Origin of the sequence: Pseudomonas sp. TUM22785 (assembly GCF_028198105.1) — a bacterium.
GTDB classification, from domain to species: domain Bacteria; phylum Pseudomonadota; class Gammaproteobacteria; order Pseudomonadales; family Pseudomonadaceae; genus Metapseudomonas; species Metapseudomonas solani.
Genome location: NZ_CP116239.1, coordinates 2,488,857 through 2,512,506, shown reverse-complemented (window position 1 = coordinate 2,512,506; position 23,650 = coordinate 2,488,857). Strand labels below are relative to the sequence as shown.

23 protein-coding genes are annotated in these 23,650 nt (G+C 66.3%); 11 read left to right on the top strand and 12 right to left on the bottom strand.

Annotated elements, in window-relative coordinates:
• Positions 1–63: 63 nt before the first annotated feature.
• Entirely contained in the window at positions 64–885 is an 822-nt protein-coding gene (locus PI990_RS11715; protein ID WP_184488880.1) for an outer membrane protein OmpK, read from the top strand.
• 82 nt (positions 886–967) lie between these two features.
• Here PI990_RS11715 and PI990_RS11710 read toward each other — a convergent pair whose 3' ends face one another.
• The 4 genes from PI990_RS11710 to moaA all read right to left on the bottom strand — a co-directional run bounded on the left by PI990_RS11710 (position 968) and on the right by moaA (position 5,008).
• On the bottom strand, positions 968–1,417 hold the full coding sequence (locus tag PI990_RS11710) for a PA2169 family four-helix-bundle protein (protein WP_271660693.1): 450 nt from the start codon (positions 1,415–1,417) through the stop codon (positions 968–970).
• 186 nt (positions 1,418–1,603) lie between these two features.
• Positions 1,604–2,416: a substrate-binding periplasmic protein gene (locus tag PI990_RS11705; protein ID WP_271661291.1), complete on the bottom strand. Its 813-nt coding sequence runs from the start codon at positions 2,414–2,416 to the stop codon at positions 1,604–1,606.
• 76 nt (positions 2,417–2,492) lie between these two features.
• On the bottom strand, positions 2,493–3,851 hold the full coding sequence (locus PI990_RS11700) for an 8-oxoguanine deaminase (protein ID WP_271660692.1): 1,359 nt from the start codon (positions 3,849–3,851) through the stop codon (positions 2,493–2,495).
• Positions 3,852–4,012: 161 nt separating this feature from the next.
• Positions 4,013–5,008, bottom strand: coding sequence for a GTP 3',8-cyclase MoaA (gene moaA, locus PI990_RS11695; RefSeq protein ID WP_031288156.1), 996 nt, complete (start codon positions 5,006–5,008; stop codon positions 4,013–4,015).
• Between the two features lie 218 nt (positions 5,009–5,226).
• Between moaA and PI990_RS11690 the strand changes: the two genes are divergently transcribed.
• Entirely contained in the window at positions 5,227–5,856 is a 630-nt protein-coding gene (locus tag PI990_RS11690; RefSeq protein WP_184488886.1) for a TetR/AcrR family transcriptional regulator, read from the top strand.
• Positions 5,857–5,866: 10 nt separating this feature from the next.
• On the opposite strand, the gene PI990_RS11685 is transcribed toward PI990_RS11690, so the two are convergent.
• Together PI990_RS11685 and PI990_RS11680 are read right to left on the bottom strand one after the other, a co-directional pair.
• Positions 5,867–7,303: an RtcB family protein gene (locus PI990_RS11685; RefSeq protein WP_271660691.1), complete on the bottom strand. Its 1,437-nt coding sequence runs from the start codon at positions 7,301–7,303 to the stop codon at positions 5,867–5,869.
• 161 nt (positions 7,304–7,464) lie between these two features.
• Positions 7,465–7,908, bottom strand: a complete 444-nt coding sequence (locus PI990_RS11680) for a GlcG/HbpS family heme-binding protein (RefSeq protein WP_021220542.1) — start codon at positions 7,906–7,908, stop codon at positions 7,465–7,467.
• Between the two features lie 336 nt (positions 7,909–8,244).
• Between PI990_RS11680 and gcl the strand changes: the two genes are divergently transcribed.
• The 9 genes from gcl to PI990_RS11635 all read left to right on the top strand — a co-directional run bounded on the left by gcl (position 8,245) and on the right by PI990_RS11635 (position 18,267).
• On the top strand, positions 8,245–10,020 hold the full coding sequence (gene gcl / locus PI990_RS11675) for a glyoxylate carboligase (protein WP_271660690.1): 1,776 nt from the start codon (positions 8,245–8,247) through the stop codon (positions 10,018–10,020).
• 60 nt (positions 10,021–10,080) lie between these two features.
• The gene (gene hyi / locus PI990_RS11670) at positions 10,081–10,863 is read left to right on the top strand and encodes a hydroxypyruvate isomerase (protein ID WP_271660689.1); all 783 of its coding nucleotides are present in this window, start codon (positions 10,081–10,083) and stop codon (positions 10,861–10,863) included.
• Between the two features lie 17 nt (positions 10,864–10,880).
• Entirely contained in the window at positions 10,881–11,771 is an 891-nt protein-coding gene (locus PI990_RS11665) for a 2-hydroxy-3-oxopropionate reductase (RefSeq protein WP_021220545.1), read from the top strand.
• Between the two features lie 180 nt (positions 11,772–11,951).
• Positions 11,952–13,226: a glycerate kinase type-2 family protein gene (locus PI990_RS11660; protein ID WP_271660688.1), complete on the top strand. Its 1,275-nt coding sequence runs from the start codon at positions 11,952–11,954 to the stop codon at positions 13,224–13,226.
• Positions 13,223–14,638, top strand: a complete 1,416-nt coding sequence (gene pyk, locus PI990_RS11655) for a pyruvate kinase (RefSeq protein WP_021220547.1) — start codon at positions 13,223–13,225, stop codon at positions 14,636–14,638. The genes PI990_RS11660 and pyk overlap by 4 nt, the downstream gene beginning before the upstream one ends.
• 122 nt (positions 14,639–14,760) lie before the next feature.
• The gene (locus PI990_RS11650) at positions 14,761–15,681 is read left to right on the top strand and encodes an urea transporter (RefSeq protein WP_043245765.1); all 921 of its coding nucleotides are present in this window, start codon (positions 14,761–14,763) and stop codon (positions 15,679–15,681) included.
• A 53-nt stretch (positions 15,682–15,734) separates the two neighbouring features.
• Positions 15,735–16,577, top strand: a complete 843-nt coding sequence (locus PI990_RS11645; protein WP_271660687.1) for an ion transporter — start codon at positions 15,735–15,737, stop codon at positions 16,575–16,577.
• Positions 16,564–17,181: an HD domain-containing protein gene (locus PI990_RS11640; protein ID WP_271660686.1), complete on the top strand. Its 618-nt coding sequence runs from the start codon at positions 16,564–16,566 to the stop codon at positions 17,179–17,181. The genes PI990_RS11645 and PI990_RS11640 overlap by 14 nt, the downstream gene beginning before the upstream one ends.
• An 87-nt stretch (positions 17,182–17,268) precedes the next feature.
• Positions 17,269–18,267 (top strand): sulfate ABC transporter substrate-binding protein, encoded by a 999-nt coding sequence (locus PI990_RS11635; protein ID WP_021220551.1) that lies wholly within the window; start codon positions 17,269–17,271, stop codon positions 18,265–18,267.
• Between the two features lie 75 nt (positions 18,268–18,342).
• Here the strand turns inward: PI990_RS11635 and PI990_RS11630 are convergent, their stop codons facing one another.
• The 6 genes from PI990_RS11630 to PI990_RS11605 all read right to left on the bottom strand — a co-directional run bounded on the left by PI990_RS11630 (position 18,343) and on the right by PI990_RS11605 (position 23,649).
• Positions 18,343–18,903 (bottom strand): DUF4124 domain-containing protein, encoded by a 561-nt coding sequence (locus tag PI990_RS11630; protein WP_021220552.1) that lies wholly within the window; start codon positions 18,901–18,903, stop codon positions 18,343–18,345.
• Positions 18,904–19,022: 119 nt separating this feature from the next.
• Positions 19,023–19,427 carry a hypothetical protein gene (locus PI990_RS11625; protein ID WP_021220553.1) on the bottom strand — a complete coding sequence of 135 codons (405 nt, stop codon included), beginning with the start codon at positions 19,425–19,427 and terminating at the stop codon, positions 19,023–19,025.
• A gap of 25 nt (positions 19,428–19,452) precedes the next feature.
• A complete protein-coding gene (ccmI, locus tag PI990_RS11620; RefSeq protein WP_184488905.1) occupies positions 19,453–20,661 on the bottom strand; it encodes a c-type cytochrome biogenesis protein CcmI in 1,209 nt (402 codons plus the stop codon).
• A complete protein-coding gene (locus tag PI990_RS11615; RefSeq protein ID WP_043245770.1) occupies positions 20,661–21,146 on the bottom strand; it encodes a cytochrome c-type biogenesis protein in 486 nt (161 codons plus the stop codon). The genes ccmI and PI990_RS11615 overlap by 1 nt, the downstream gene beginning before the upstream one ends.
• Positions 21,143–21,679 (bottom strand): DsbE family thiol:disulfide interchange protein, encoded by a 537-nt coding sequence (locus PI990_RS11610; protein WP_043245771.1) that lies wholly within the window; start codon positions 21,677–21,679, stop codon positions 21,143–21,145. The genes PI990_RS11615 and PI990_RS11610 overlap by 4 nt, the downstream gene beginning before the upstream one ends.
• A complete protein-coding gene (locus PI990_RS11605) occupies positions 21,676–23,649 on the bottom strand; it encodes a heme lyase CcmF/NrfE family subunit (protein WP_021220557.1) in 1,974 nt (657 codons plus the stop codon). The genes PI990_RS11610 and PI990_RS11605 overlap by 4 nt, the downstream gene beginning before the upstream one ends.
• Between the last annotated feature and the right edge of the window lies 1 nt (position 23,650).

The window sequence follows — 23,650 nt, the reverse complement described above, 5'->3', positions numbered from 1 at the left end:
CGGGCGGCTTCCTGCCGGCTGCGTAGAGGCCAACCTGAAGCCCTGAAAAATAAGGAAAACCGCATGAACCTGAAGCATCTGCCTCACTGCATCGCCCTTACCGCAGGCCTCCTGGCGGGAGGGCAGGCCATGGCCGACGGCCCGCTGCTCTGGCAGAACAACAGCGTCACCTACCTCTATGGCAAGGATTTCAAGGTCAACCCGGAAATCCAGCAGACCTTCACCTTCGAGCACGCCAGCGGCTGGACCTGGGGCGACCTGTTCATCTTCGCCGACCAGATCAACTACAACGGCAAGGCCGACGCCAATGCGGGCAACAACACCTATTACGGTGAAATCCAGCCGCGCCTGTCCTTCGGCAAGCTGTTCGATCAGAAGATCGCCTTCGGCCCGGTGACCGACGTGCTGCTGGCCGCCACCTATGAACGTGGCGAGAACCGCACCCAGAACTACCTGCTCGGCCCAGGCTTCGACCTGGCCATCCCCGGCTTCGACTTCTTCCAGCTGAACTTCTACTACCGCAAGCCCGACGGCATCACCAACAACCCCGCCGGCCAGTGGCAGGTCACGCCGGTGTGGTCGTACACCATTCCGGTAGGCAACTCCGACATCCTCATCGACGGCTTCATGGACTGGGTGTGGAACAACAAGGACGGCACCAGCAGCCGCCCGAACGACCTGCACGCCAACCTGCACTTCAACCCGCAGATCAAGTACGACCTGGGCAAGGCCATGAACCTGGGTGCCAAGCAACTCTACGTCGGTGTCGAGTACGACTACTGGAGCAACAAGTACGGCATCGACAACGACAGCTTCCTCGGCGACGAGATTCTCGGCGGCACCGACCAGAACACCGCCAGCCTGCTGGTCAAAGTGCACTTCTGATCAGGTTCGCGGCATGAAAAAAGGGACGGCGCAAAACGCCGTCCCTTTTTCGTGGGTGGCCCGAAAGCCACCGGGGCCCCCATCAGCTGGCCTTGGCCAGATTGCGCAGGGCCTTGATCTGGTCATGGTTGCGCTGCACGCCGAGCAGTTGCTTCTCGACGATGGAACGCGCGGGCGCCGGCAGCTCCTTGCCCAGTGCTTCCTTGTAGTGCTTCAGCGCCACGTCTTCGCCGCGCTCGCACTCGTTGAGAATCGCCGTGTCGTCCTTGCCGGTGACCAGCGCCTTGAGGTCGATCCAGCGACGGTGCACGGCACCCGCCACGCTGGAGGAGGTTTCCGGATCACCGCCCATGGAGCGGACCACCTGCTGCAGCTCGGCAGCGGCGCGTGCGCATTCCTGGGAGCGCTGGGTGAAGGTGGCTTTCAGTTGGGGGTTTTTCACATCCTCGGCGCATTCGAGAAACCCCTTTTCACCATCCTTGCTGGTTTCGATCAGGTCGTTGAGAACGGAGATAGCCTTGTGGTTATCCATCGTGCTTTCCTCTTTTTCCGGTAGGGATTCCAGCCGAGTCTCTTCCTCAGCCACTCAGGAAAATGGACCGGACGGGATTTCCGATGGTTCAAGGTTTCGGCCACGAGGCAGGCCGGGGCGGTTCACCGCGAGCGGGGCGAGCCGGCGGGATACGGGCCGCCCCACGCGGAGCGGCCCGTTCGTCGATCAGGGTTTGGCGGGGGCGTCCTTGCTCTTCTGCCGCTTCAGGTAATCCACCTTCCACTGCTCCAGGCCCATGTACTCGGAATCGAGGTTGGCCTCGACGCGGTACTGCGCCTTGAGCGCGTCCACCTCGCCCTTGTGTTCGGCCAAAAAGCGGTTGAAGCGCTGGATCAGCTCGGGGTGACGAGAGCTGGAGAGCTGGAAGGTGCCACGGGTGTGCGGCAGCGAGGGGTCGAACACCAGGGCTCCCGGGCGGGCACGGATGTTGTCCAGGTAGTAGGTAGCAACCACCACGTTGAAATAGGCGCCGTCAGCCTGCTTCTTCAACGCCTGGCGGATCATCTGCCGCAGGTCGTTGCCCTGCACCAGCTGCACCTTGCCCTCGTCGATACGCGATTGGTAGCCACGGGGCGTCCAACCCTGCACCATGGCCAGCCGCTGCAGGGTCTCGACACCCTGCCCGACCCGCTGGGGCTCCACCAGCACGCCATCCACGTAGCCCACCACCGGCTCGCTATAGGTCATGGGCTTGCCGGCCTTGAGGTCGTCGGCCCATTCGGGGCTGTCCGGGTACTTCAGATCCACCTCGCCCTTGAGCAGGCGCCCGGTGAGTTCGGTGACCGGCACTGCGCGGTAGCTCAGTTCGATGTGCTCACTGCGGGCGAAAAGGTCCAGCACCTCGCGGGCGAAACCGCGGTACTCGCCCTGCTCGTCGACCCAGTAGTGCGGCTGGAAGGACTGGCGCTCGACGCCCACCACATAGCTTTCCCCGTGGGCGGCGCCCAGGGGCAACAGGCCGGCCAGCAGCCAACCCAGATACCGTGTTCTCAAGAGACTCTCCTTATGTCGAGGAACAGGGGCCGGCCGCGAGGCAAGCGCGGCCGGCTGGTCATCACTCGCCCAGCACCAACTGGTGGGCGAGGCGGTTGTGGCGCTCGATCACGCGCGGCAGGTCGACCGTCACCAGCTGGCCGTCCTTCACCACCTGGCGACCGTTGATCACGCTGTGGGAGACCTGGGCCGGGGCGCAGAACACCAGCGCCGCCAGCGGGTCGTGCAGGGCACCGGCAAAGGCAATCTGCTTCAGGTCGAAGGCGACGAAGTCCGCCACCATGCCCGGCGCCAGGGCGCCGATGTCGTTGCGGTTGAGCACCTTGGCGCCGCCCAGGGTGGCGATCTCCAGGGCCTCGCGCGCGGTCATCGCATCAGGGCCGAAGCCCACGCGTTGCAGCAGCAGCGCCTGGCGCACCTCGCCGATCATGGTGGCGCCGTCGTTGGACGCCGAACCGTCGACACCCAGCCCGACCGGTACGCCGGCGTCACGCATGCGGCGGATCGGCGCGATGCCGGACGCCAGGCGCATGTTCGAGCAGGGGCAGTGGGCGACACCGGTGCCGGTACGGGCGAACAGGTCGATGCCGTGCTGGTCGAGCTGCACGCAGTGGGCGTGCCACACGTCATGGCCGACCCAGCCCAGGTCCTCGGCGTATTCGGCCGGGGTCATGCCGAACTTCTCGCGGCTGTAGGCGATGTCGTTGACGTTCTCCGCCAGGTGGGTGTGCAGCGACACGCCGTACTGGCGCGCCAGCACCGCCGCCTCGCGCATCAGGTCGCGGCTCACCGAGAAGGGCGAGCACGGCGCCACCACCACCCGCAGCATCGAGCCGTGGGAAGCGTCGTGGTAATCCTCGATCAGGCGCTGGGACTCCTTGAGGATGTCCGCCTCCTTCTCCACCACCGAATCCGGCGGCAGGCCGCCCTGGCTGCGGCCGACGCTCATGCTGCCGCGCGCAGCGTGGAAGCGCATGCCGATCTCCCCGGCGGCGTGGATGCTGTCGTCCAGCTTGCAGCCGTTGGGGTAGATGTACAGGTGGTCGCTGGAGGTGGTGCAGCCGGAGAGGATCAGCTCGGCCATGGCCGTCTGGGTGGAGACCTGGATCATCTCCGGGGTCAGCCGCGCCCAGATCGGGTAGAGGTTGGTCAGCCAGTTGAACAACTCGCCGTCCTGGGCGGCCGGCACCACGCGGGTGAGGCTCTGGTACATGTGGTGGTGGGTGTTGACCAGGCCGGGGATGACGATATGGCCCTTGAGGTCCAGCACCTCGTCGGCGGTCTGCGGCAGCTCGGCGCTCGGCCCCACCTGACGGATGACGTTGTCCTCGATGAACAGCCCGCCCTGCTTCAGCTCACGGCGCTCGCCGTCCATCGTGACCAGCAGGTCAGCGTTCTTCACCAGCAATGTCTTGCCCATGCTCAATCTCCTCAGCCCTTCAGGGCGCTCTTGTTCTTGAAAAGGAATGCAGCAACGGATCGGGTTGCTGGGAGACGGACCGGCAAGGCGCGCCCTCGAAGACAGTACGGTACGTACGGCGAGAGGGCGCAACGCAGCCGGGCCTAAGCCCAGCAGCCCGATCAGCCGCCGGTGGTGCTCATGAAGCGGACGACCTGTACTTGGGAATCCGCCTCGAAATGGTGCCGCTCCGGCTTCAGCCTCAGGGCATCCACCAGGGCTGCGCGGAGTCGATCACTGTCACCGGGGTGGCGACGGATCAGGGCCTTGAGGTCCAGCGCACCTTCGTGGCCGAGGCACAGCACCAGCTTGCCTTCGGCGGTGACGCGCACGCGGTTGCAGTCGCCGCAGAAGTTGCGGCTGTGGGGGGAAATGAACCCGACCTGGGTGTTGCTGCCGATCACCTGCCAATAGCGCGAGGGGCCACCGGTGCGATGGCTGCTGGGCAGCAGCTGGAAGCGCTGCTCGACCCGCTCGCGCACCTCTTCGGAGGTGCACAGGGTGACCTTGCGCTCGTGGCTGGAGATGCTGCCCAGGGGCATCTCCTCGATGAAGCTGATATCCAGGTCACGCTCGACGGCGAAGGCCACCAGGTCCTCCACCTCGTCGTCATTGCGGCCCTTCTGCACCACGGTGTTGAGCTTGATGCGACGGAAGCCGGCCGCACGCGCGGCGTCGATGCCGGCCAGTACCTGGTCGAGGCTATCGCGACGGGTGAAGGCGGCGAAACGCTCGCGCTGCAGGGAATCGAGGCTGATGTTTAGGCGGGTGACGCCAGCGGCGCGCAGGTCCTGGGCCATGTGGGCGAGCTGCGAGCCGTTGCTGGTGATGGCCAGGTCATCCAGTTCGCTGCGGGCGCCGAGCCGGGCCAGCAGGCCGGTCACGCCCTTGCGCACCAGCGGTTCGCCACCGGTGACGCGGATGCGCTTGACCCCGAGCCCGATGAAGGCATCGGCCACGGCGTAGAGTTCTTCGAGGCTGAGTATCTGCGCCCGCGGAGCGAAGACCATGTCTTCGCTCATGCAGTAGGTGCAACGGAAGTCGCAACGGTCGGTGACCGAGAGGCGCAGGTAGGTGATCCGGCGACCGAAGGGGTCGCGCAATGTGCTGTCTTGCATGGTGCAGCCTGCCGCAACACGCGCCGGTCAGGACCCCGGCGGCATGGACGGATGCGGAATAGAAACAGAAATCGCAAATCTTGTATACAGAAACCTTTCGGCCGGCCCCTGCACCGCCCTACCCGCTTGCTTGAGAGGCCCGGGAGCCCGGTGCTACCATGCCCGACCGCCCGCCAGCCGACCCGTGACGGCACCGGCGAGTGCACAGAGGAGCAGATGTGAGCAGCATTCGCGAGCGCAATAAAGAGCTGATCCTGCGGGCAGCCAGTGAAGAGTTTGCCGACAAGGGTTTCGCCGCCACCAAGACCAGCGACATCGCAGCCAAGGCCGGCCTGCCAAAGCCCAACGTCTACTACTACTTCAAGTCCAAGGAGAACCTCTACCGCGAGGTGCTCGAAAGCATCGTCGAGCCGTTGCTGGCCGCCTCCCACCCGTTCAATGCGGGCGGGCACCCGGGTGATGTGCTCAAGGCCTACATCCGCTCGAAGATCCGCATCTCCCGCGAGCTGCCCTACGCCTCCAAGGTGTTCGCCAGCGAGATCATGCACGGCGCGCCGCACCTCTCCGCCGAGCAGACCGCCCACCTGAACGAGCAGGCCCGCCACAACATCGCCTGCATCCAGAGCTGGATCGACCAGGGGCTGATGGCCAAGATCGACCCCAGCCACCTGCTGTTCAGCATCTGGGCCGCGACCCAGACCTATGCCGACTTCGACTGGCAGATCTCCGTCGTCACCGGCAAGGCCAGCCTCAGCGATGCCGATTACGAAGCCGCCGCCGACACCATCATCCGCCTCGTGCTGAAAGGCTGCGAAGTGGAAGAAGTCCCCCAGGCGCAGAGCGCCTGAGGGGCTCCCCTCAGGCCTTGAAGGTGAGCACCGGGCTGAACCGGGCGATCACCGCCACCGTTTCCTCCTCCACCTGCGAACGCACCACCTCGCCGATCTCCTTATAGGCACCAGGCGCCTCCTCGATCAGCCGCTCCTCGCGGGTGGTGATGCACTGCACCCGCTCCAGCCCGAGAATGCCCGGGTCCTTGCGGCCCTTGAAGAGGATCTCGCTGCGCGACATCGAGCGCCCCGCACCGTGGCTGGCCGAACTCAGCCAGCGCTCGTTGCCGAGCCCGGTGAGCAGGTAGGAGTCATGACCCATGCTGCCGGGGATGAGCAGTTCCTGCCCCGCATAGGCCGGCGTCGCGCCCTTGCGATGCACGTTGCCCACCGCCTCCTGCAGCACGATGTTGTGGGGCACATCCACCAGCAGCGGCGCCTCGGTGTCCGGCCCGAACAGCTCGCGGGTGCGCTGGCGCACCATCTCGGCGATCAACGCCCGGTTGGCATCGGCGTAATGGGCCGCACTGTGCATGGCCAGCAGGTACTGCCCGGCCATCTCGCCCACCAGGGCGAACACCTTGGACTCGGGGTGCTTCATTCCCTTGGGCCATAGCTCCCGGGCCTTGTCCATCCAGCGACGGCCGACGTGGAAGCCGACGTCCCGCGAGCCGGTGTGGATCATCACCACCACCTGCCCCACTGACAGCCCGCGCTCGAAGCAGGCGCGCCGGTCCACCAGCTCTGTCACCACCTGCACCTCGACGAAGTGGTTGCCACCGCCGATGGTGCCCAGCCCGGGGTCGCGCAGTACCGCGCGACCCGTGTTCTGCAGCGCCTCGGGTGCATAGGCCGCCTCGCCACGGGCGAAGGACGACGGGTGCAGCCCGGCCAATTCACGCGTCACCTGCTCCAGGTCGAGCCGCGCCAGAAGCCCGTCGCGGTCGGGACGGCGCCCCACCGCACTCCAGAAGTCGCCGAGCCCACCGCCGAACAGCGCGGTCATGTCGCCCGGCGCGGTGGGAATGTTGCGAGTGCCGCCCAGCAGGTCGCCGCGCACCCGCTCCACCCACTCCGCCTTGCGTGCGAGGAAGGCGTCGTAGTGGATGCCCAGCCGATGCAGGCGCATGCCGCAGTTGATATCGGTGCCGATGCTCTGGGGAATCACCATGTCGGGGCTGGTGACGATCACCGAGCCCACCGGGATGCCGGAGCCGGCGTGAAAGTCCGGCGTCGCGCAAGCGCAACGCACCTCACCGCCTTCGGGGTGAGACACACCGGCGAAATCCAGCAGTTGCAGCACCGCCTTTTCCTCGATGGGAAAGGATTCGGGCAACAGGATGCTGGCACCCAGGCCGGCGCTGTTCAGTGAGGAAACGGACAGGGTGTTGCCATTGACGCGGCTGATGGCCACGCCGGATCGGGCCAGCTTGTGCTGAACCCGCTTGAAGGGAGTCTTCTTCATGGAATGCTGCTTTTTCGACAGACGAAAAAAGACATCGCCGAATTGGCGATGTGGATGTCCGTCAGCAGCAGAAAGGGACGGCGCGGATGGTAGCGGCATCGCCGGGGCGATTCAACACCTGCGCCAGGGTGCCTCCCGCAGCCGGGAGGCACGGGAGGGGATCAGGCCGCCGCGATGCCGGCATCGGCCTTCAGGCCCACCGACTCCACGCCGCTGATGGCGCACTGCTCGTCGATGTCGGAGGTGTCGCCGCTGATGCCGATGGCACCGATCACCTCGCCCGCCTGGTTGCGGATCAGCACGCCGCCCGGCGCCGGCACCAGGTTGCCGTCCGCCAGGTTGTTCACCGCACCGATAAAGGCCGGGCGCTGCTGGGCGTCGGCGGCGATCAGGCGCGAGCCCTTGCCCAGGGCAACGGCGCCCCATGCCTTGCCGATGGCGATCTGCGGGCGAAGCATGCTCGCGCCGTCTTCACGTTGCAGGGTGATCAGGTGGCCGCCGGCATCCAGCACGGCGATGGTCAGGGGGGCGGTACGCAGCTCGCGACCGATGGCCAGTGCGCGGTTGGAGATGCTGACGGCGGTTTCCAGGGACAGGGTGCTCATCGTGAGGCTTCCTCAGGGGAGTGGTTGAAAGCATTGGCACGTCGCCGGGTGGTGCTGGCCTTCACGGAGCCGGGGTACGAGTGGCGGTGCTTTTCTCAACTATCTCACCGAACACAAAAAAATCAATCCAGATATACAATTAAAATGAATTTTGTATACAGTCATTTTGCCACTGTACCTATAAAGCTCTAGAAGCCGCATCAAACGGGCGTTTTAAAGAAACCCCAGCCTGCGACATTTCGCCCGACAAATCTCCTTGACCCTTGAGTCGGCAGCTGAATAGAATCCGGACCAAGCATCTTGTATACAATTTTCACAAGAAAAGAGGCACAAAACATGGCCAAAATGAGAGCAATCGAGGCCGCCGTCCTGGTGATGCGCCGCGAAGGCATCGACACCGCGTTCGGCATCCCCGGCGCCGCCATCAACCCGCTTTACGCTGCACTGAACAAAATCGGCGGCATTGACCATGTACTGGCTCGTCACGTCGAAGGCGCCTCGCACATGGCCGAGGGCTACACCCGTACCAACCCGGGCAACATCGGCCTGTGCATCGGTACCTCCGGCCCCGCCGGCACCGACATGGTCACCGGCCTGTACTCGGCGTCCGCCGACTCCATCCCGATCCTCTGCATCACCGGCCAGGCTCCCCGTGCACGCCTGCACAAGGAAGACTTCCAGGCCGTCGACATCACCAACATCGTCAAGCCGGTGACCAAGTGGGCAACCACCGTCCTTGAGCCAGGCCAGGTTCCCTACGCCTTCCAGAAGGCCTTCTTCGAAATGCGCAGCGGCCGCCCCGGCCCCGTGCTGATCGACCTGCCCTTCGACGTGCAGATGGCCGAGATCGAGTTCGACATCGAGGCCTACCAGCCCCTGGCAGTGAACAAGCCGTCCGCTTCGCGCATCCAGGCCGAGAAGGCCCTGGCCATGCTCAATGACGCCGAGCGCCCGCTGCTGGTCGCCGGTGGCGGCATCATCAACGCCGACGCATCCGAGAAGCTGGTGGAGTTCGCCGAGCTGACCGGCGTGCCGGTGATCCCGACCCTGATGGGCTGGGGCACCATCCCCGACGACCACGCGCTGATGGCCGGCATGTGCGGCCTGCAGACCTCGCACCGCTACGGCAACGCCACCCTGCTGGAATCCGACCTGGTGTTCGGCATCGGCAACCGTTGGGCCAACCGCCACACCGGCTCCGTCGACGTCTACACCCAGGGTCGCCGCTTCATCCACGTCGATATCGAACCGACCCAGATCGGCCGCGTATTCACCCCGGACCTGGGCATCGTCTCCGACGCCGGCTCCGCGCTGGACGCCTTCCTGGAAGTCGCCCGCGAGTGGAAAGCCGCCGGCAAACTGAAGGACCGCAACGCCTGGGCCGAATCCTGCCGCGAGCGCAAGCGCACCCTGCAGCGCAAGACCCACTTCGACAACGTGCCGGTCAAGCCCCAGCGCGTCTACGAAGAGATGAACGAGTTCTTCGGCAAGGACACCTGCTACGTCAGCACCATCGGCCTGTCGCAGATCGCCGGTGCCCAGTTCCTGCACGTGTACAAGCCGCGCCACTGGATCAACTGCGGCCAGGCCGGCCCGCTGGGCTGGACCATCCCCGCCGCCCTCGGCGTGGTCAAGGCCGACCCGGCTCGCCAGGTGGTCGCGCTGTCCGGCGACTATGACTTCCAGTTCATGATCGAAGAACTGGCCGTGGGCGCGCAGTTCAACCTGCCCTACATCCACGTGCTGGTGAACAACTCCTACCTGGGCCTGATCCGCCAGGCGCAGCGTGGCTTCGAGATCGACTACTGCGTGCAGCTGTCCTTCGAAAACATCAACGCACCGGAGCTCAACGGCTACGGCGTCGACCACGTCGCCGTGGTCGAGGGCCTGGGTTGCAAGGCGATCCGCGTGTTCGACGCCAACGAGCTGCAGGGTGCCTTCGCCCAGGCTCGCAAGCTGATGGAAGAGTTCCGCGTACCGGTCGTGGTCGAGGTCATCCTGGAGCGTGTCACCAACATCTCCATGGGTACCGAGATCAACGCCGTCAACGAGTTCGAGGAACTGGCCCTGCGTGGCGCCGACGCCCCGACTGCCATCTCGATGCTGGACTGACGAGCAATGCCCCCTCTCCCGTTCGTGGCGGGAGAGGGACGTCTACCGAGGAGAATCTTCATGCCCCGTTTTGCCGCCAACCTGTCGATGCTGTTCACCGAAGTCGACTTCCTGGACCGATTCGCCGCCGCTGCCGAAGCCGGTTTCACCGGTGTCGAATACCTCTTCCCCTATGACTTCCCGGCCGAAGAGATCAAGGCCCGCCTGGACGCCAACAAGCTGGAACAGGTGCTGTTCAACCTGCCCGCTGGCGATTGGGCCAAGGGTGAGCGCGGCATCGCCTGCCACCCCGACCGCGTCGAGGAATTCCGCGCCGGCGTGGACAAGGCCATCGCCTACGCCAAGGTGCTCGGCAACAAGCAGGTCAACTGCCTGGCCGGCATCCGCCCCCAGGGCCCGGACTGCGCCACCGTCGAGAAGACCTTCGTCGACAACCTGAAGTACGCCGCCGACACGCTGGAAGCCGCCGGCCTGCGCCTGGTCATGGAAATGATCAACACCCGCGACATCCCGGGCTTCTACCTGAATACCACCAAACAAGCCCTGGCCATTCGCGAGAAGGTCGGCAGCGCCAACCTGTTCCTGCAGTACGACATCTACCACATGCAGATCATGGAAGGTGACCTGGCCCGCACCGTGGAAGGCAACCTCGCCGTGATCAACCACGTGCAGCTGGCCGACAACCCCGGCCGCAACGAGCCGGGCACCGGCGAGATCAACTACCGCTTCCTCTTCGAGCACCTGGACCGCATCGGCTACCAGGGCTGGGTCGGCTGTGAATACAAGCCCGCCACCACCACCGCCGCCGGCCTTGGCTGGCTGAAAACCCATAACGCCATCTAAGAAAAGAGGTAATCCACATGGCCAAGATCGGATTCATCGGCACCGGCATCATGGGCAAGCCCATGGCTCAGAACCTGCAGAAAGCCGGCCACACCCTGTTCTTCTCCGAGCACTTCGACAAGGCGCCCGCCGACCTGGTCGGTGACAACGGCGTTGCCCTGGCCAACCCGCGCGAAGTGGCCCAGGAAGCCGAATTCATCATCATCATGGTTCCGGACACCCCCCAGGTCGACGACGTGCTGTTCCGCAAGGACGGCGTGGTCGAAGGCGTTGGCGCCGGCAAAGTCGTGATCGACATGAGCTCCATCTCCCCGACCGCCACCAAGGTCTTCGCCGAGAAGGTCAAGGCCACCGGCGCTTCCTACCTGGACGCCCCGGTATCCGGCGGTGAAGTCGGCGCCAAGGCCGCAACCCTGAGCATCATGGTCGGTGGCTGCCCGAACGCCTTCGAACGCGCCCTGCCGCTGTTCCAGGCCATGGGCAAGAACATCACCCGCGTCGGTGGCAACGGTGATGGCCAGACCGCCAAGGTCGCCAACCAGATCATCGTCGCCCTGAACATCCAGGCCGTTGCCGAAGCCCTGCTGTTCGCTGCCAAGAACGGCGCCGACCCGGCCAAGGTCCGCGAAGCGCTGATGGGTGGTTTCGCCGGCTCGAAGATCCTCGAAGTGCACGGCGAGCGCATGATCAAGGGCACCTTCGACCCGGGCTTCCGCATCAGCCTGCACCAGAAGGACCTCAACCTGGCCCTAGCCGGCGCACGCGAGCTGGGTCTGAACCTGCCCAACACCGCCAACGCCCAGCAGGTGTTCAGCACCTGCGCCGCCATCGGTGGCAGCAACTGGGACCACTCCGCACTGGTGAAGGGCCTGGAGCACATGGCCAACTTCTCCATCCGCAAAGAGTAAGCCGCTATTCGCCGGGCACCCGCCCGGCACCCCTTTCGACCTTCCTGGCTGGCGGAGTCACGGCCCAATGGCCAGGGAGGTCGATTCCAGTCCCCAGCCGCTGCACGCGGCGGCTGGGGACTGCAATCGCCCTCGAAAGCACCACCAGAACAAGAATTCAGCGCCCCTCCGGAGTCTGTCATGTCCTTCGATCCGCAAAGCCTGCTGCGCGACCTCTTCGCCACCGCCATCGACGCCGCCCACCCCCGCCAGGTGCTGGCCGACCACCTGCCCGCCGACCGCAGCGGCCGCGTCATCGTCATAGGCGCCGGTAAGGCCGCAGCCGCCATGGCCGAGGTGATCGAGCAGGAATGGCAGGGCGAGATCTCCGGCCTGGTGGTAACCCGCTACGAGCACGGCGCCAACTGCCGCCGCATCGAAGTGGTCGAAGCCGCACACCCGGTGCCGGATGCCGCCGGACTGGAAACCGCACAGCGGGTGCTCAAGCTGGTCAGCGGCCTGTCCGAGAGCGACCGGGTGATATTCCTCCTCTCCGGCGGTGGCTCCTCGCTGCTGGCGCTGCCCGCCGAAGGCATCAGCCTCAAGGACAAGCAGGCGATCAACAAGGCCCTGCTGAAATCCGGCGCCTCCATCTCCGAGATGAACTGTGTGCGCAAGCACCTTTCGGCGATCAAGGGCGGCCGCCTGGCCAAGGCCTGCTGGCCGGCCAGCGTCTACACCTACGCCATCTCCGACGTGCCCGGCGACGAAGCCACCGTAATCGCCTCCGGCCCCACCGTCGCCGACCCGACCACCTCGGCCGAAGCCCTGGCGATTCTCGCCCGCTACCAGATCGAGGTGCCGGCCAACGTCCGCGCCTGGCTGCTGGACCCGCGCTCCGAGACCGTGAAGCCCGGTGACCCGGTGCTCTCGCGCAGCCACTTCCAGCTGATCGCCACGCCCCAGCAGTCCCTCGATGCCGCCGCCGAGAAGGTCCGCGCCGCCGGCCTCACACCCATCATCCTCGGCGACCTGGAGGGCGAATCCCGCGAGGTGGCCAAGGTCCATGCCGGCATCGCCCGGCAGATCGTCCTCCATGGCCAGCCGATCAAGCCGCCCTGCGTGATCCTCTCCGGCGGCGAGACCACCGTCACCGTACGCGGCAATGGCCGCGGCGGGCGCAACGCCGAATTCCTGCTGAGCCTGACCAACACCCTCAAGGGCCTGCCCGGCGTCTACGCCCTGGCCGGCGACACCGACGGCATCGACGGCTCGGAAGACAACGCCGGCGCCATCATGACCCCGGCCAGCCATGCCCGCGCCGCCGAACTCGGCCTGTCCGCCAGCGACGAGCTCGACAACAACAACGGCTACGGCTACTTCGCCGCCCTGGACAGCCTGATCGTCACCGAGCCGACCCGCACCAACGTCAACGACTTCCGCGCCATCCTGATTCTCGAGAGCCCTGCACAATGACCGCCGACAAGAAAGTCAAAATCCTCGCCACCCTCGGCCCTGCCATCAAAGGCGTCGACGACATCCGCCAACTGGTGGAGGCCGGGGTCAACCTGTTCCGCCTCAACTTCAGCCACGGCGAACACGCCGACCACGCCCAGCGCTACCAGTGGGTGCGCGAGGTCGAACGCCAGCTGTCCCGCCCCATCGGCATCCTCATGGACCTGCAAGGGCCCAAGCTGCGCGTCGGCCGTTTCGCCGAAGGCAAGGTCCACCTCGAGCGCGGCCAGGCCCTGCGCCTGGACCTGGACGCCACTCCGGGCGACGCCACCCGGGTCAACCTGCCCCACCCGGAAATCATCGAAGCCCTGCAGCCGGGCATGAACCTGCTGCTGGACGACGGCCGCCTGCGCCTGCAGGTGACCGCCAAGCACGCCGATGCCATCGACACCCAGGTGATCGCCGGTGGCGAGCTGTCCGACCGCAAGGGCGTCAACGTCCCCGAAGCGGTGCTGCAGCTTTCCCCGCTGACGCCCAAGGACCGCCGCGACCTAGACTTCGGCCTGGAACTGGGCGTGGACTGGGTCGCCCTCTCCTTCGTCCAGCGCCCTGAAGACATCGTCGAAGCCCGTGGCCTGATCCAGGGCCGTGCCGCGCTGATGGCCAAGATCGAGAAGCCCTCGGCCGTGCAGCACCTGGAAGAAATCGCCCGCCTGTGCGACGCCATCATGGTTGCCCGTGGCGACCTGGGCGTCGAAGTGCCGGCCGAGAACGTGCCGCGCATCCAGAAGGACATCATCCGCACCTGCCGCCAGCTCGGCCGCCCGGTGGTGGTCGCTACCCAGATGCTGGAATCCATGCGTTTCTCCCCGGCGCCGACCCGCGCCGAGGTGACCGACGTGGCCAACGCCGTGGCCGAAGGCACCGACGCGGTGATGCTCTCCGCCGAAACCGCCTCCGGTGACTACCCGCTGGAAACCGTGCAGATGATGAGCAAGATCATCCGCCAGGTGGAACAGGGCCCGGACTTCCAGTCCCAGCTCGATGTCAGCCGCCCGCAGGCCGAAGCCACCGCCTCGGATGCCATCAGCTGCGCCATCCGCCGCATCAGCAGCATCCTCCCGGTGGCGGCCCTGGTGAACTACACAGAGTCCGGCAGTTCCAGCCTGCGCGCCTCCCGCGAGCGGCCCAAGGCACCGATCCTCAGCCTCACCCCGAGCCTGGAGACCGCACGCCGCCTGACCGTCGCCTGGGGCATCTACTCGGTGGTCAACCAGCGCCTGGACAAGGTCGAGGACGTCACCGGCACCGCCCTGGAGATCGCCCGCGCCCAGGGCATGGCCCGCAGTGGCGACACCCTGGTGATCACCGCCGGCGTGCCCCTGGGCCAGCCGGGCACCACCAACATGCTGCGCATCGAGCACCTGGACTGATCCACCAGCGGCCACGGCGCGCATAGACGCACCGGGCCGCCCTGCTTCGGCAGGTCGAATGCCACTCGCAGGCGCCACGTCCCCAGGGACGGGCGCCTTTTCCCTTTCAACCGGCCACTGCCATGCGACACCTTTCTCTGCCTTGTGATGCCCGTTCCTGGGCCAGCGCCCAGCTCAACGGTTTCAGCCAGATCTTCCTGCAGCGCCACCCCGGCTGCGGCATCCTCCTGCTCTGCGCCATCGCCATCGGCGCGCCGGACCTGCTCGGTGGTGCACTGCTCGGCGGCTTCGCCAGCTGGCTCACCGCCCTGCGCCGAGGCTACCCGCGTGACGACGTGGAGGCCGGCCTTTATGGCTACAACGGCGTGCTGCTGGGCATGCTGCTGTGCACGCGCTTCGCCTGGACGCTGCACCTGCCGCTGCTGATCATCTGCTGCGCCGGCCTTTCCACCCTGCTGCTGCACCGCCTGTTGCGCAACGCCCGGGAACGCGAGTGGCTGCCCGCCTTCACCAGCCCCTTCGTCGGCTTCGGCTGGGTGCTGCTGTGGCTGGCCCATGGACTGCAGCTGACCGCCCTGCCAACCCCGCCGGCGACCATTCTCGACGCCGATGCCGCCGGCCTGGCCCTCGCCCTGCTGCGCGGCTTCGGCCAGGTGATCTTCCTCGCCGACCCGCTGGCCGGGGCTTGCGTGTTCCTCGGGTTGCTGCTGGCCTCCTGGCGGGTGGCGCTCTGGGCCCTGTTCGGCAGCGCGCTGTCGCTGGCCCTCGGCCTCTGGCTGCAGCTGCCAACCGACGCCCTGCTGGCCGGACTGTTCAGCCTCAACGGCGTGCTCATCGGCATCACCCTGGGCAAGCGCCTCGCCAGCCTGCCGGTGGTCGTCATCGGCGTCGCCCTCGGTGTACTGCTGCAGCCGGGCTTCGCCGCCTTCCAGCTGCCCGCCATGACGGCGCCCTTCATCCTCGCCTGCTGGCTGGTGATCGCCGGTGGTCGCCTGCTGCGCCAGAACGGCACCGGGCCGCGCCCTACCCGCCTGCGCCACTGAGGGGCAGCGGGCGGCTTCGGCTCTGCTAAGGTTCGTCTCCTGAGGAGGACTCCATGACCGAGGCAAACAGCAGGCGCGCGCGCCTGCACAGCATCATCTTCCAGGCCGATACCCCGGCCGGGCGGCGCTTCGACACCTGGCTCATCTGGCTGATCCTGGCCAGCCTGGTGATCGTGCTGCTGGACAGCGTCGAGCACATTCACACCCGTCATGCCGGATTGCTGTCCGGCCTCGAATGGGTCATCACCGGGCTGTTCGCGGCGGAGTACCTGCTGCGCCTGTACAGCTCGCCGAAGCCGCTGCGCTACGCCTTCAGCTTCTTCGGCCTGGTAGACCTGATGGCCATCATCCCCGGCGTGGTCGCGCTCTTCTACGCGGACGCCCAGTACCTGCTGATCATCCGCGCCCTGCGCCTGGTGCGGGTGTTCCGCATCTTCAAGCTGCGCCACTACCTGGTGCAGGCGAACTTCCTGGTCAGCGCGCTGCGCAGCAGCCGCCAGAAGATCGTGGTGTTCCTGCTTAGCGTCTCCACCCTAGTGGTGGTCTTCGGCGCACTGATGTACGTGATCGAAGGGCCGGAGAACGGCTTCACCAGCATCCCCACCAGCATCTACTGGGCGGTGGTCACCCTGACCACGGTCGGCTTTGGCGACATCACCCCGAAAACGGCGCTGGGCCAGGCGGTGGCGAGCCTGGTGATGATCACCGGCTACTCGATCATCGCCGTGCCCACGGGTATCTTCAGCGCCGAACTGGCCAACGCCATGCGCCAGGAAGGGCAGCTGGACCAGGAATGCCCCACCTGCCGCAAACGCAGCCACGAATCCGCCGCGAGCTTCTGCAGCCGCTGCGGCAACCCGCTCTTCCCCCGAGGAGGCGAACATGAAGCAACTTGATCAGGCACGTTGGGACGCCCTCTGGCTACGCCTGGGCGCCCCGGCTCCCGAAGGCAGCTTCGAGCACCTGCAGGCGGCCTATGGCACGCCCCAGCGCCAGTACCACAGCACCGCCCACATCGCCGCATGCCTGGGCCATTTCGACGAGTGGAGCCACCTGGCCGACCACCCCGACCGGGTCGAGCTGGCGCTCTGGACCCATGACCTGGTGTACGACCCGCAGCGCCAGGACAACGAGGCCGCCAGCGCCGAGCAGACGGTCATCTGGCTGCTGGAAGCCGGGCTCGGCGACCATGGCGAAGCGCTGCGCGGGCTGATCCTCGCCACCCGCCACATGGAGCCGCCGCGCGCCGGGGATGCCGAGCTGGTGGTGGACCTGGACCTGTCGATCCTCGCCGCACCGCCCGCCCAGTACGACGCCTATGAAAAGGCCGTGCGCGCCGAGTACGAATGGGTGCCCGAGCCACTGTTCCGCGCAGCCCGCAGTAAGCTGCTGAAGCAGTTGCTGGACATGCCCCGCCTCTACCACAAGACACCGCTGGCGCAGCGCTGGGAGCAGCCGGCACGCGCGAATCTGCTTGGCGCGCTGCAAGCATTGGCCTGAGAATAAGCAAATTCGTTTTCAGTATTTAAAAGAATATATGGCACACCGCTATATTCCCTTGCTCTCACTCCCTAGAAGGAACGATCCGTGAAACGTCTGTTCTCCGCTTCGCTGCTGGCAGCGGGCCTGGCACTGGCCAGCGCGGCCCAGGCCGCCCCCACCCTGCTCAACGTCTCCTACGACGTGATGCGCGACTTCTACAAGGACTACAACACCGCCTTCCAGAAGCACTGGCAGCAGGAGAAAGGCGAGAACATCACCCTGCAGATGTCCCACGGCGGCTCCAGCAAGCAGGCCCGTGCGGTGATCGACGGGCTGCCCGCCGACGTCATCACCATGAACCAGGCCACCGACATCAACGCCCTGGCCGACAACGGCGGCCTGGTGCCGCAGAACTGGGCCGAGCGCCTGCCGAACAACAGTGCACCCTTCACCTCCGCCACCGTGTTCATCGTGCGCAAGGGCAACCCCAAGGGCCTGAAAGACTGGCCGGACCTGCTCAAGGACGGCGTGCAAGTCGTCGTGCCCAACCCCAAGACCTCGGGTAACGGCCGCTACACCTACCTCTCCGCCTGGGGCTACGTGCTGAAGAACGGCGGTGACGAGAACAAGGCCAAGGAATTCGTCGGCAAGCTGTTCAAGCAGGCCCCGGTCCTGGACACCGGTGGTCGCGCCGCCACCACCACCTTCATCCAGAACCAGATCGGCGACGTACTGGTGACCTTCGAGAACGAAGCCGAGATGATCGCCCGCGAGTTCGGCCGTGGCGGCTTCGAAGTGGTCTACCCGAGCGTCTCCGCCGAAGCCGAGCCGCCCGTGGCCGTGGTCGACAAGGTGGTGGACAAGAAAGGCACTCGCGAGGCCGCCGAGGCGTACCTCAAGTACCTGTGGAGCGACGAAGGCCAGACCATCGCCGGCAACAACTACCTGCGCCCGCGCAACCCGGAGATCCTCGCCAAGTTCGCTGATCGCTTCCCCAAGGTGGAGTTCCTCTCCGTGGAGAAGACCTTCGGCAACTGGCGTGACGTGCAGAAGACCCACTTCAACGACGGTGGCGTATTCGACCAGGTCTACACCGGCCAGTAAGGCAGGCGACAGACACGAAAACGGCGACCCTCGGGTCGCCGTTTTTCATTGCGGGTCAGGCTGGGGCAATCGGCATCACTGCCCGAAGGTGCTCGCCCACTCGCCGAACTTCATGCACAGGCCGAAGGTCATCACGTCGTCGGTATCGGCCAGGCAGTTCACCGCCAAGCGCGCGGTGCCACCCTTCGCATAGTCGCTCGCGCAGGCCTTCTCGTTGCGTTTCATTTCCTTGTAGGCGGTGTCCATCTTGTACATGGCGTCATCCAGCTGCGCCTGGGTGGCGCGCTTCTGGCGCACCGCCTCACGGCCGATCTTCTGCGTCTCGGTGATCAAGGACGGCATGCGGCGGATGGCGGCGGCACACTGCACCATGCCCTTCTGGTGCAGCTGGCCGGGGTTCAGCTCTTCCTCGTCGTCCTCGAACATCTTGCGGGACGAGGTGCGCTGGACCTCAGAGTCGTCCAGCCCCTGGATGGTGTTCACCTGCAGCTTCTGCTCGGTGACATTGCGGCTTTCAGGGGGCGGGGTGTCGGTGAAATGCACCTTCCCCTGCTCGTCGCGCCACTGGTAGACCTGGGCGAACGCAGCGGAGGTGGCGAGAAGGGTCAGGATGACCAAGGCAAGACGAGCGAACATCCTTGTGCTCCAAATGGCAGAACGCCAGCACAGTACACAACGGGCCAGGAGCTGTCCATGCGGCGGAAGGACAGTGGTCGGATGGTCATGACCGCGTGTCTGGGCGCGCGGTCATGGGCTCAGGGATGGCGACGGCCCAGGCCGGCGGGCACGCCGCTGGAGTCGGTCGGCTGCCAGGGGCCCGTGGGGCTGTTGGACCAGGTCCAGCCCTGGTTCCAGCGGTAGTAGGTGCGCTCGCGGTAGTAGAGGTCCTGCTGGCCTTCGAGCACATAGACGCCCAGGGCAGTATCCCAGTAGCAGGCTGCGCCGGGCGGCGGTGCGTAGCGCGGGTGGGACTTCATCCGCGTGACCTTGGGCGGCAGCGGCTGGGAGGGCGTCAGCGGCGGGCGGTTCTGCTGGCCGGGCGGCGGCAGCTGCTGGGGCGTACCCCCACTGCCGCCGCGATCGGGGGCCGGCGGTTGCAGGGAGCAACCGGCAAGGCCGAGGAGCAGGCAGACAAGGGAAAGTCGAAGGGTCGAATTCATGGCTGCATGCTCGTCGGTCTGTGGATCAGGGCTGGTCCGGGCTGTCGATGGTCAGGCGCTGCTGCTCCTGTACAGCACTAGACAACGGCGCGCTGCGTCCGATCCATTCGCCCGCCTTGGCATTGCCCTCGCGGGAGATGCGCGCCACCAGTTGCACCTGCGCGAAGTTGGAAATCTTCAGCTGCGGCATCATCGCGTCGGCGTCACTGAGCAACACCTCGGCCGGCAGTTCCTTCACCGTCAGGCGTTTCACCGCCAGCGGCATGGGCGGGCCTTCGGCGGCGCGGGCGAAGATGAACACCGCGTCGTCCGGCTGCACCTTGTCCTTGAGCGCGGCGGCCAGGTCCACACGGACCTTCAGCTGCGGCATGGACTTGGTGAAGGTCTCCGGCTCGGGCTGGGCTTCACCCTTCTCGGCGAGCTTCTCGCGGGCCCGGTCGATGCCGCCCTGCAGCGCCGCGCGGGACGGGTCGTCCTGCGGCAGCACGGCGATCAGGCGCTCCCAGTAGCCGATGGCGTCGGTGAAGCGGCCATCCTCGAAACCGGCGATGCCCAGCAGGCCAAGGCTGGTGACTTCGTTGGCGTCGGCCTTCAGGGCCTCCTCGGTCAGTGCCTGCACCTCGGGGGTGAAGCGCTTGTCGCTGGCGAAATACAGTGCCTGCGCCCATTGCCCCAGCAGCTCGGGCTGGCGGCCGGCGATCTCCACGGCACGCTCATAGGCCTTGGCGGCATCGGCGACGCGCTGCTGGGCCATGTAGGTGCGGCCGAGGAAGTACCAGCCCTCGGCGGAATCCGGCTGGGCCTTGACGACCTTCTCCAGGCGCGTGGTCATCTCTTCGATGGTCTGCGGCTGCTCGCGCATTTCGCGGGCCAGCTCCACCTTGTCGCTGGCGCCCCAGTGCAGGTACAGGCCGATGCCCAGCAGCGGCACCGCCAGTGCGGCGGCCAGCGGCAAGGCCTTGCCCAGGCGCGAGGTGCGACCCAGGTCGGCGCCTTCGGTGTCGGCCAGCAGCTCACGGGCGGCTTCGGCGCGGCCCGCTTCGAGTTGTGCTTCGGTCAGGGTGCCGGCGGCGCGCTGGCCCTGGAGTTCGGCCAGGCGCTCCTGGTACAGGGCGACGTTGAGTGCGGTGCGGTCCTCTTCGGCCTGGGCCTTGCGGCCACGCAGCACGGGGATCAGCAGGAATGCGAGCGCGACCAGCAGAAGCAGGCCGGCGGCGAGCCAGAAATCGATCATCAGTGGTTCTTGTCCTGAGTCTCTTGATTGAGCAGCGCATCCAGACGGGCGCGCTCATCGCTGGTAAGCAGTGCATCACCCGGCGCGTTCTCCACGCGACGGCGACGCAGCACGATCACCCCGAGCACCAGCAGGCCACCCACCAGCAGGCCCGCCGGGCCGTACCAGAGCAGCAGGGTGCGGCCGTTGACCGGCGGCTTGTAGCGCACGAAGTCGCCATAGCGGGCCACCAGGAAGTCGACGATCTCGTCGTCACCCTTGCCCTCTTCCAGCATGCGGAAGATCTCGCGACGCAGGTCGGTGGCAATGGGGGCGTTGGAGTCAGCGATGTTCTGGTTCTGGCACTTGGGGCAACGCAGTTCTTCGGTGAGCACACGGAAGCGCTCGCGCTCGGCCTCGTCCTTGAACTCGTAGGTGTCGATGGCCGCGCGGGCCACGCCGGTGAGGGCGAGGCCGAGGGCCAGGGCGGCGATCAGGCGCTTCATTGACCGGCCTCGTCGACCAGGGCCTGGTACAGCGGCGCCAGTTGCTCGCGCCAGACGACCTCGTCGATCACGCCGACGAACTTGTGGCGGATGATGCCGTTCTTGTCGATCAGGAAGGTCTCGGGGGCGCCATAGACGCCCAGGTCCAGCCCGAGGCTGCCCTTCTCGTCGCGGATGTCCAGCTGGTAGGGGTTATGGAACTCCTTCAGCCATTTCAGCGCAGCGGCGTTGTCGTCCTTGTAGTTGACGCCGTGGATCACCACGCCCATCTGCGACAGCTTGTTCAGCACCGGGTGCTCGACCCGGCAGGAAATGCACCAGGTGCCCCAGACGTTGACCAGCGCCGGCTTGCCCTTGAGGTCGGCCTCGGTGAGGCTGCGCGAACCGTCCACGGACTGCAGGGAGAACGCTGGGAACGGCTTGTCGATCAGCGCCGAGGGCAGCTCGGCGGGGTCGAGGAACAGCCCGCGGTAGAGGAACACCGCCACACCCAGGAAGATCGCCAGGGGCAGCAACAGGATCAGGCGCTTCATGCTTGTGCTCCAGCCATGCCCAGCGCATCACGCACGCGGGTCTTCACCTTGACCCGGTAACGCGGGTCGAACGCCGCCAGCACCCCGCCGAGGCCCATCAGCAGGCCACCGAACCAGATCCAGCGGACGAAGGGTTTGACGTGCACGCGCACGGCCCAGGCGCCATCGCCCAGGGGCTCGCCCAGGGCCACGTAGAGGTCGCGGGTGAGGCCGGCATCGATGCCGGCCTCGGTCATCATCGATTGCTGCACGGTGTACAGGCGCTTCTCCGGGTGCAGCACGGCGATCTCGCGGTCACCGTCGAGCACGCGCACGGTGCCCTTGTCGGAGGTGAAGTTGGGGCCTTCGTGGTGGGCAGCGCCCTCGAACACGAAGCGGTAGCCGGCCAGCTCCATGGACTCGCCCGGCTCCAGGCGCAGGTCGCGCTCGGCACTGTACTGGCTGGAAAGCACCACACCCAGTGCACACACGGCGATGCCGAGGTGGGCAAGCTGCATGCCCCAGTAGCTGCGGGTCAGGCTGCGGGAACCCTTGAGCAGGCCCTTGTGGCGGGTCTTGTCGAGCAGATCACGCACACCAGCCAGTACCACCCAGGCGGACAGGCAGCACACCGCCAGCACCGCCCAGTGGAAGTCGCCGTAGACGTACGCAGCCACCACGCCGAGCACCAGGCTGGCGAGCAGCACCGGGCCGAGCATGCCCAGCAGCCACTTCAGCGGGGTGTCCTTCCAGCGCACCAGCACGCCCACGGCCATCACCAGCATCAGCAGCGCCATCAGCGGCACGAACAGGGCATTGAAGTACGGCGGCCCCACCGACAGCTTGGCGCCGGAGATGGCGTCCAGCACCAGCGGGTAGAGGGTGCCGAGGAGGATCATCGAAGCGGCCACCACCAGCACCAGGTTGTTCACCAGCAGCAGGGTCTCGCGGGACCAGAGGGCAAAGCCCACCTGGCTCTTGACCACCGGCGCGCGGACGGCGAACAGGGTCAGCGAACCGCCCACCACCATCAGCAGGAAGATCAGGATGAACACCCCACGCTCCGGGTCCGAAGCGAAGGCATGCACCGAGGTGAGCACCCCGGAACGGACCAGGAAGGTGCCCAGCAGGCTGAGGGAGAAGGCGGCGATGGCCAGCAGCACCGTCCAGCTCTTGAACACGCCGCGCTTCTCGGTCACCGCCAGGGAGTGGATCAGCGCGGTGCCCACCAGCCAGGGCATGAAGGAGGCGTTTTCCACCGGGTCCCAGAACCACCAGCCACCCCAGCCGAGCTCGTAGTAGGCCCACCAGGAGCCCAGCACGATGCCGACGGTGAGGAAGGCCCAGGCGACGATGGTCCAGGGGCGCGACCAGCGGGCCCAGGCAGCGTCGAGGCGACCGCCCAGCAGCGCGGCGATGGCGAAGGCGAAGGCCACCGAGAAGCCCACGTAGCCCATGTAGAGCATCGGCGGGTGGACGATCAGGCCGAAGTCTTGGAGCAGCGGGTTGAGGTCATTGCCGTCGGCCGGCATGTTCGGCAGCAGGCGATTGAAGGGGTTGGACGTGATGATCAGGAACGACAGGAAGCCGATGCTGATGATCCCCATCACCGCGAGCACGCGGGCCAGCATCACCTCCGGCAGTTGGCGGGAGAACACCGACACGGCGAAGGTCCAGCCACCGAGGATCAGCGCCCAGAGCAGCAGCGAGCCCTCGTGGGCGCCCCATACGGCGCTGAACTTGTAGTACCAGGGCAGCGCACTGTTGGAGTTGCTGGCCACATAGGAGACGGAGAAGTCATCGACCATGAAGGCGTAGGTGAGGCAGCCGAAAGCGAAGGCGAGGAAGGCGAACTGCCCCCAGGCCGCTGGCTGGGCCAGGCTCATCCATTGGCGGTCGCCGCGCCAGGCGCCGATCAGCGGCAGGGTTGCCTGCACGGCAGCCATGCACAGGGCGAGGATCAGGGCCAGGTGGCCGAGTTCGGGAATCATG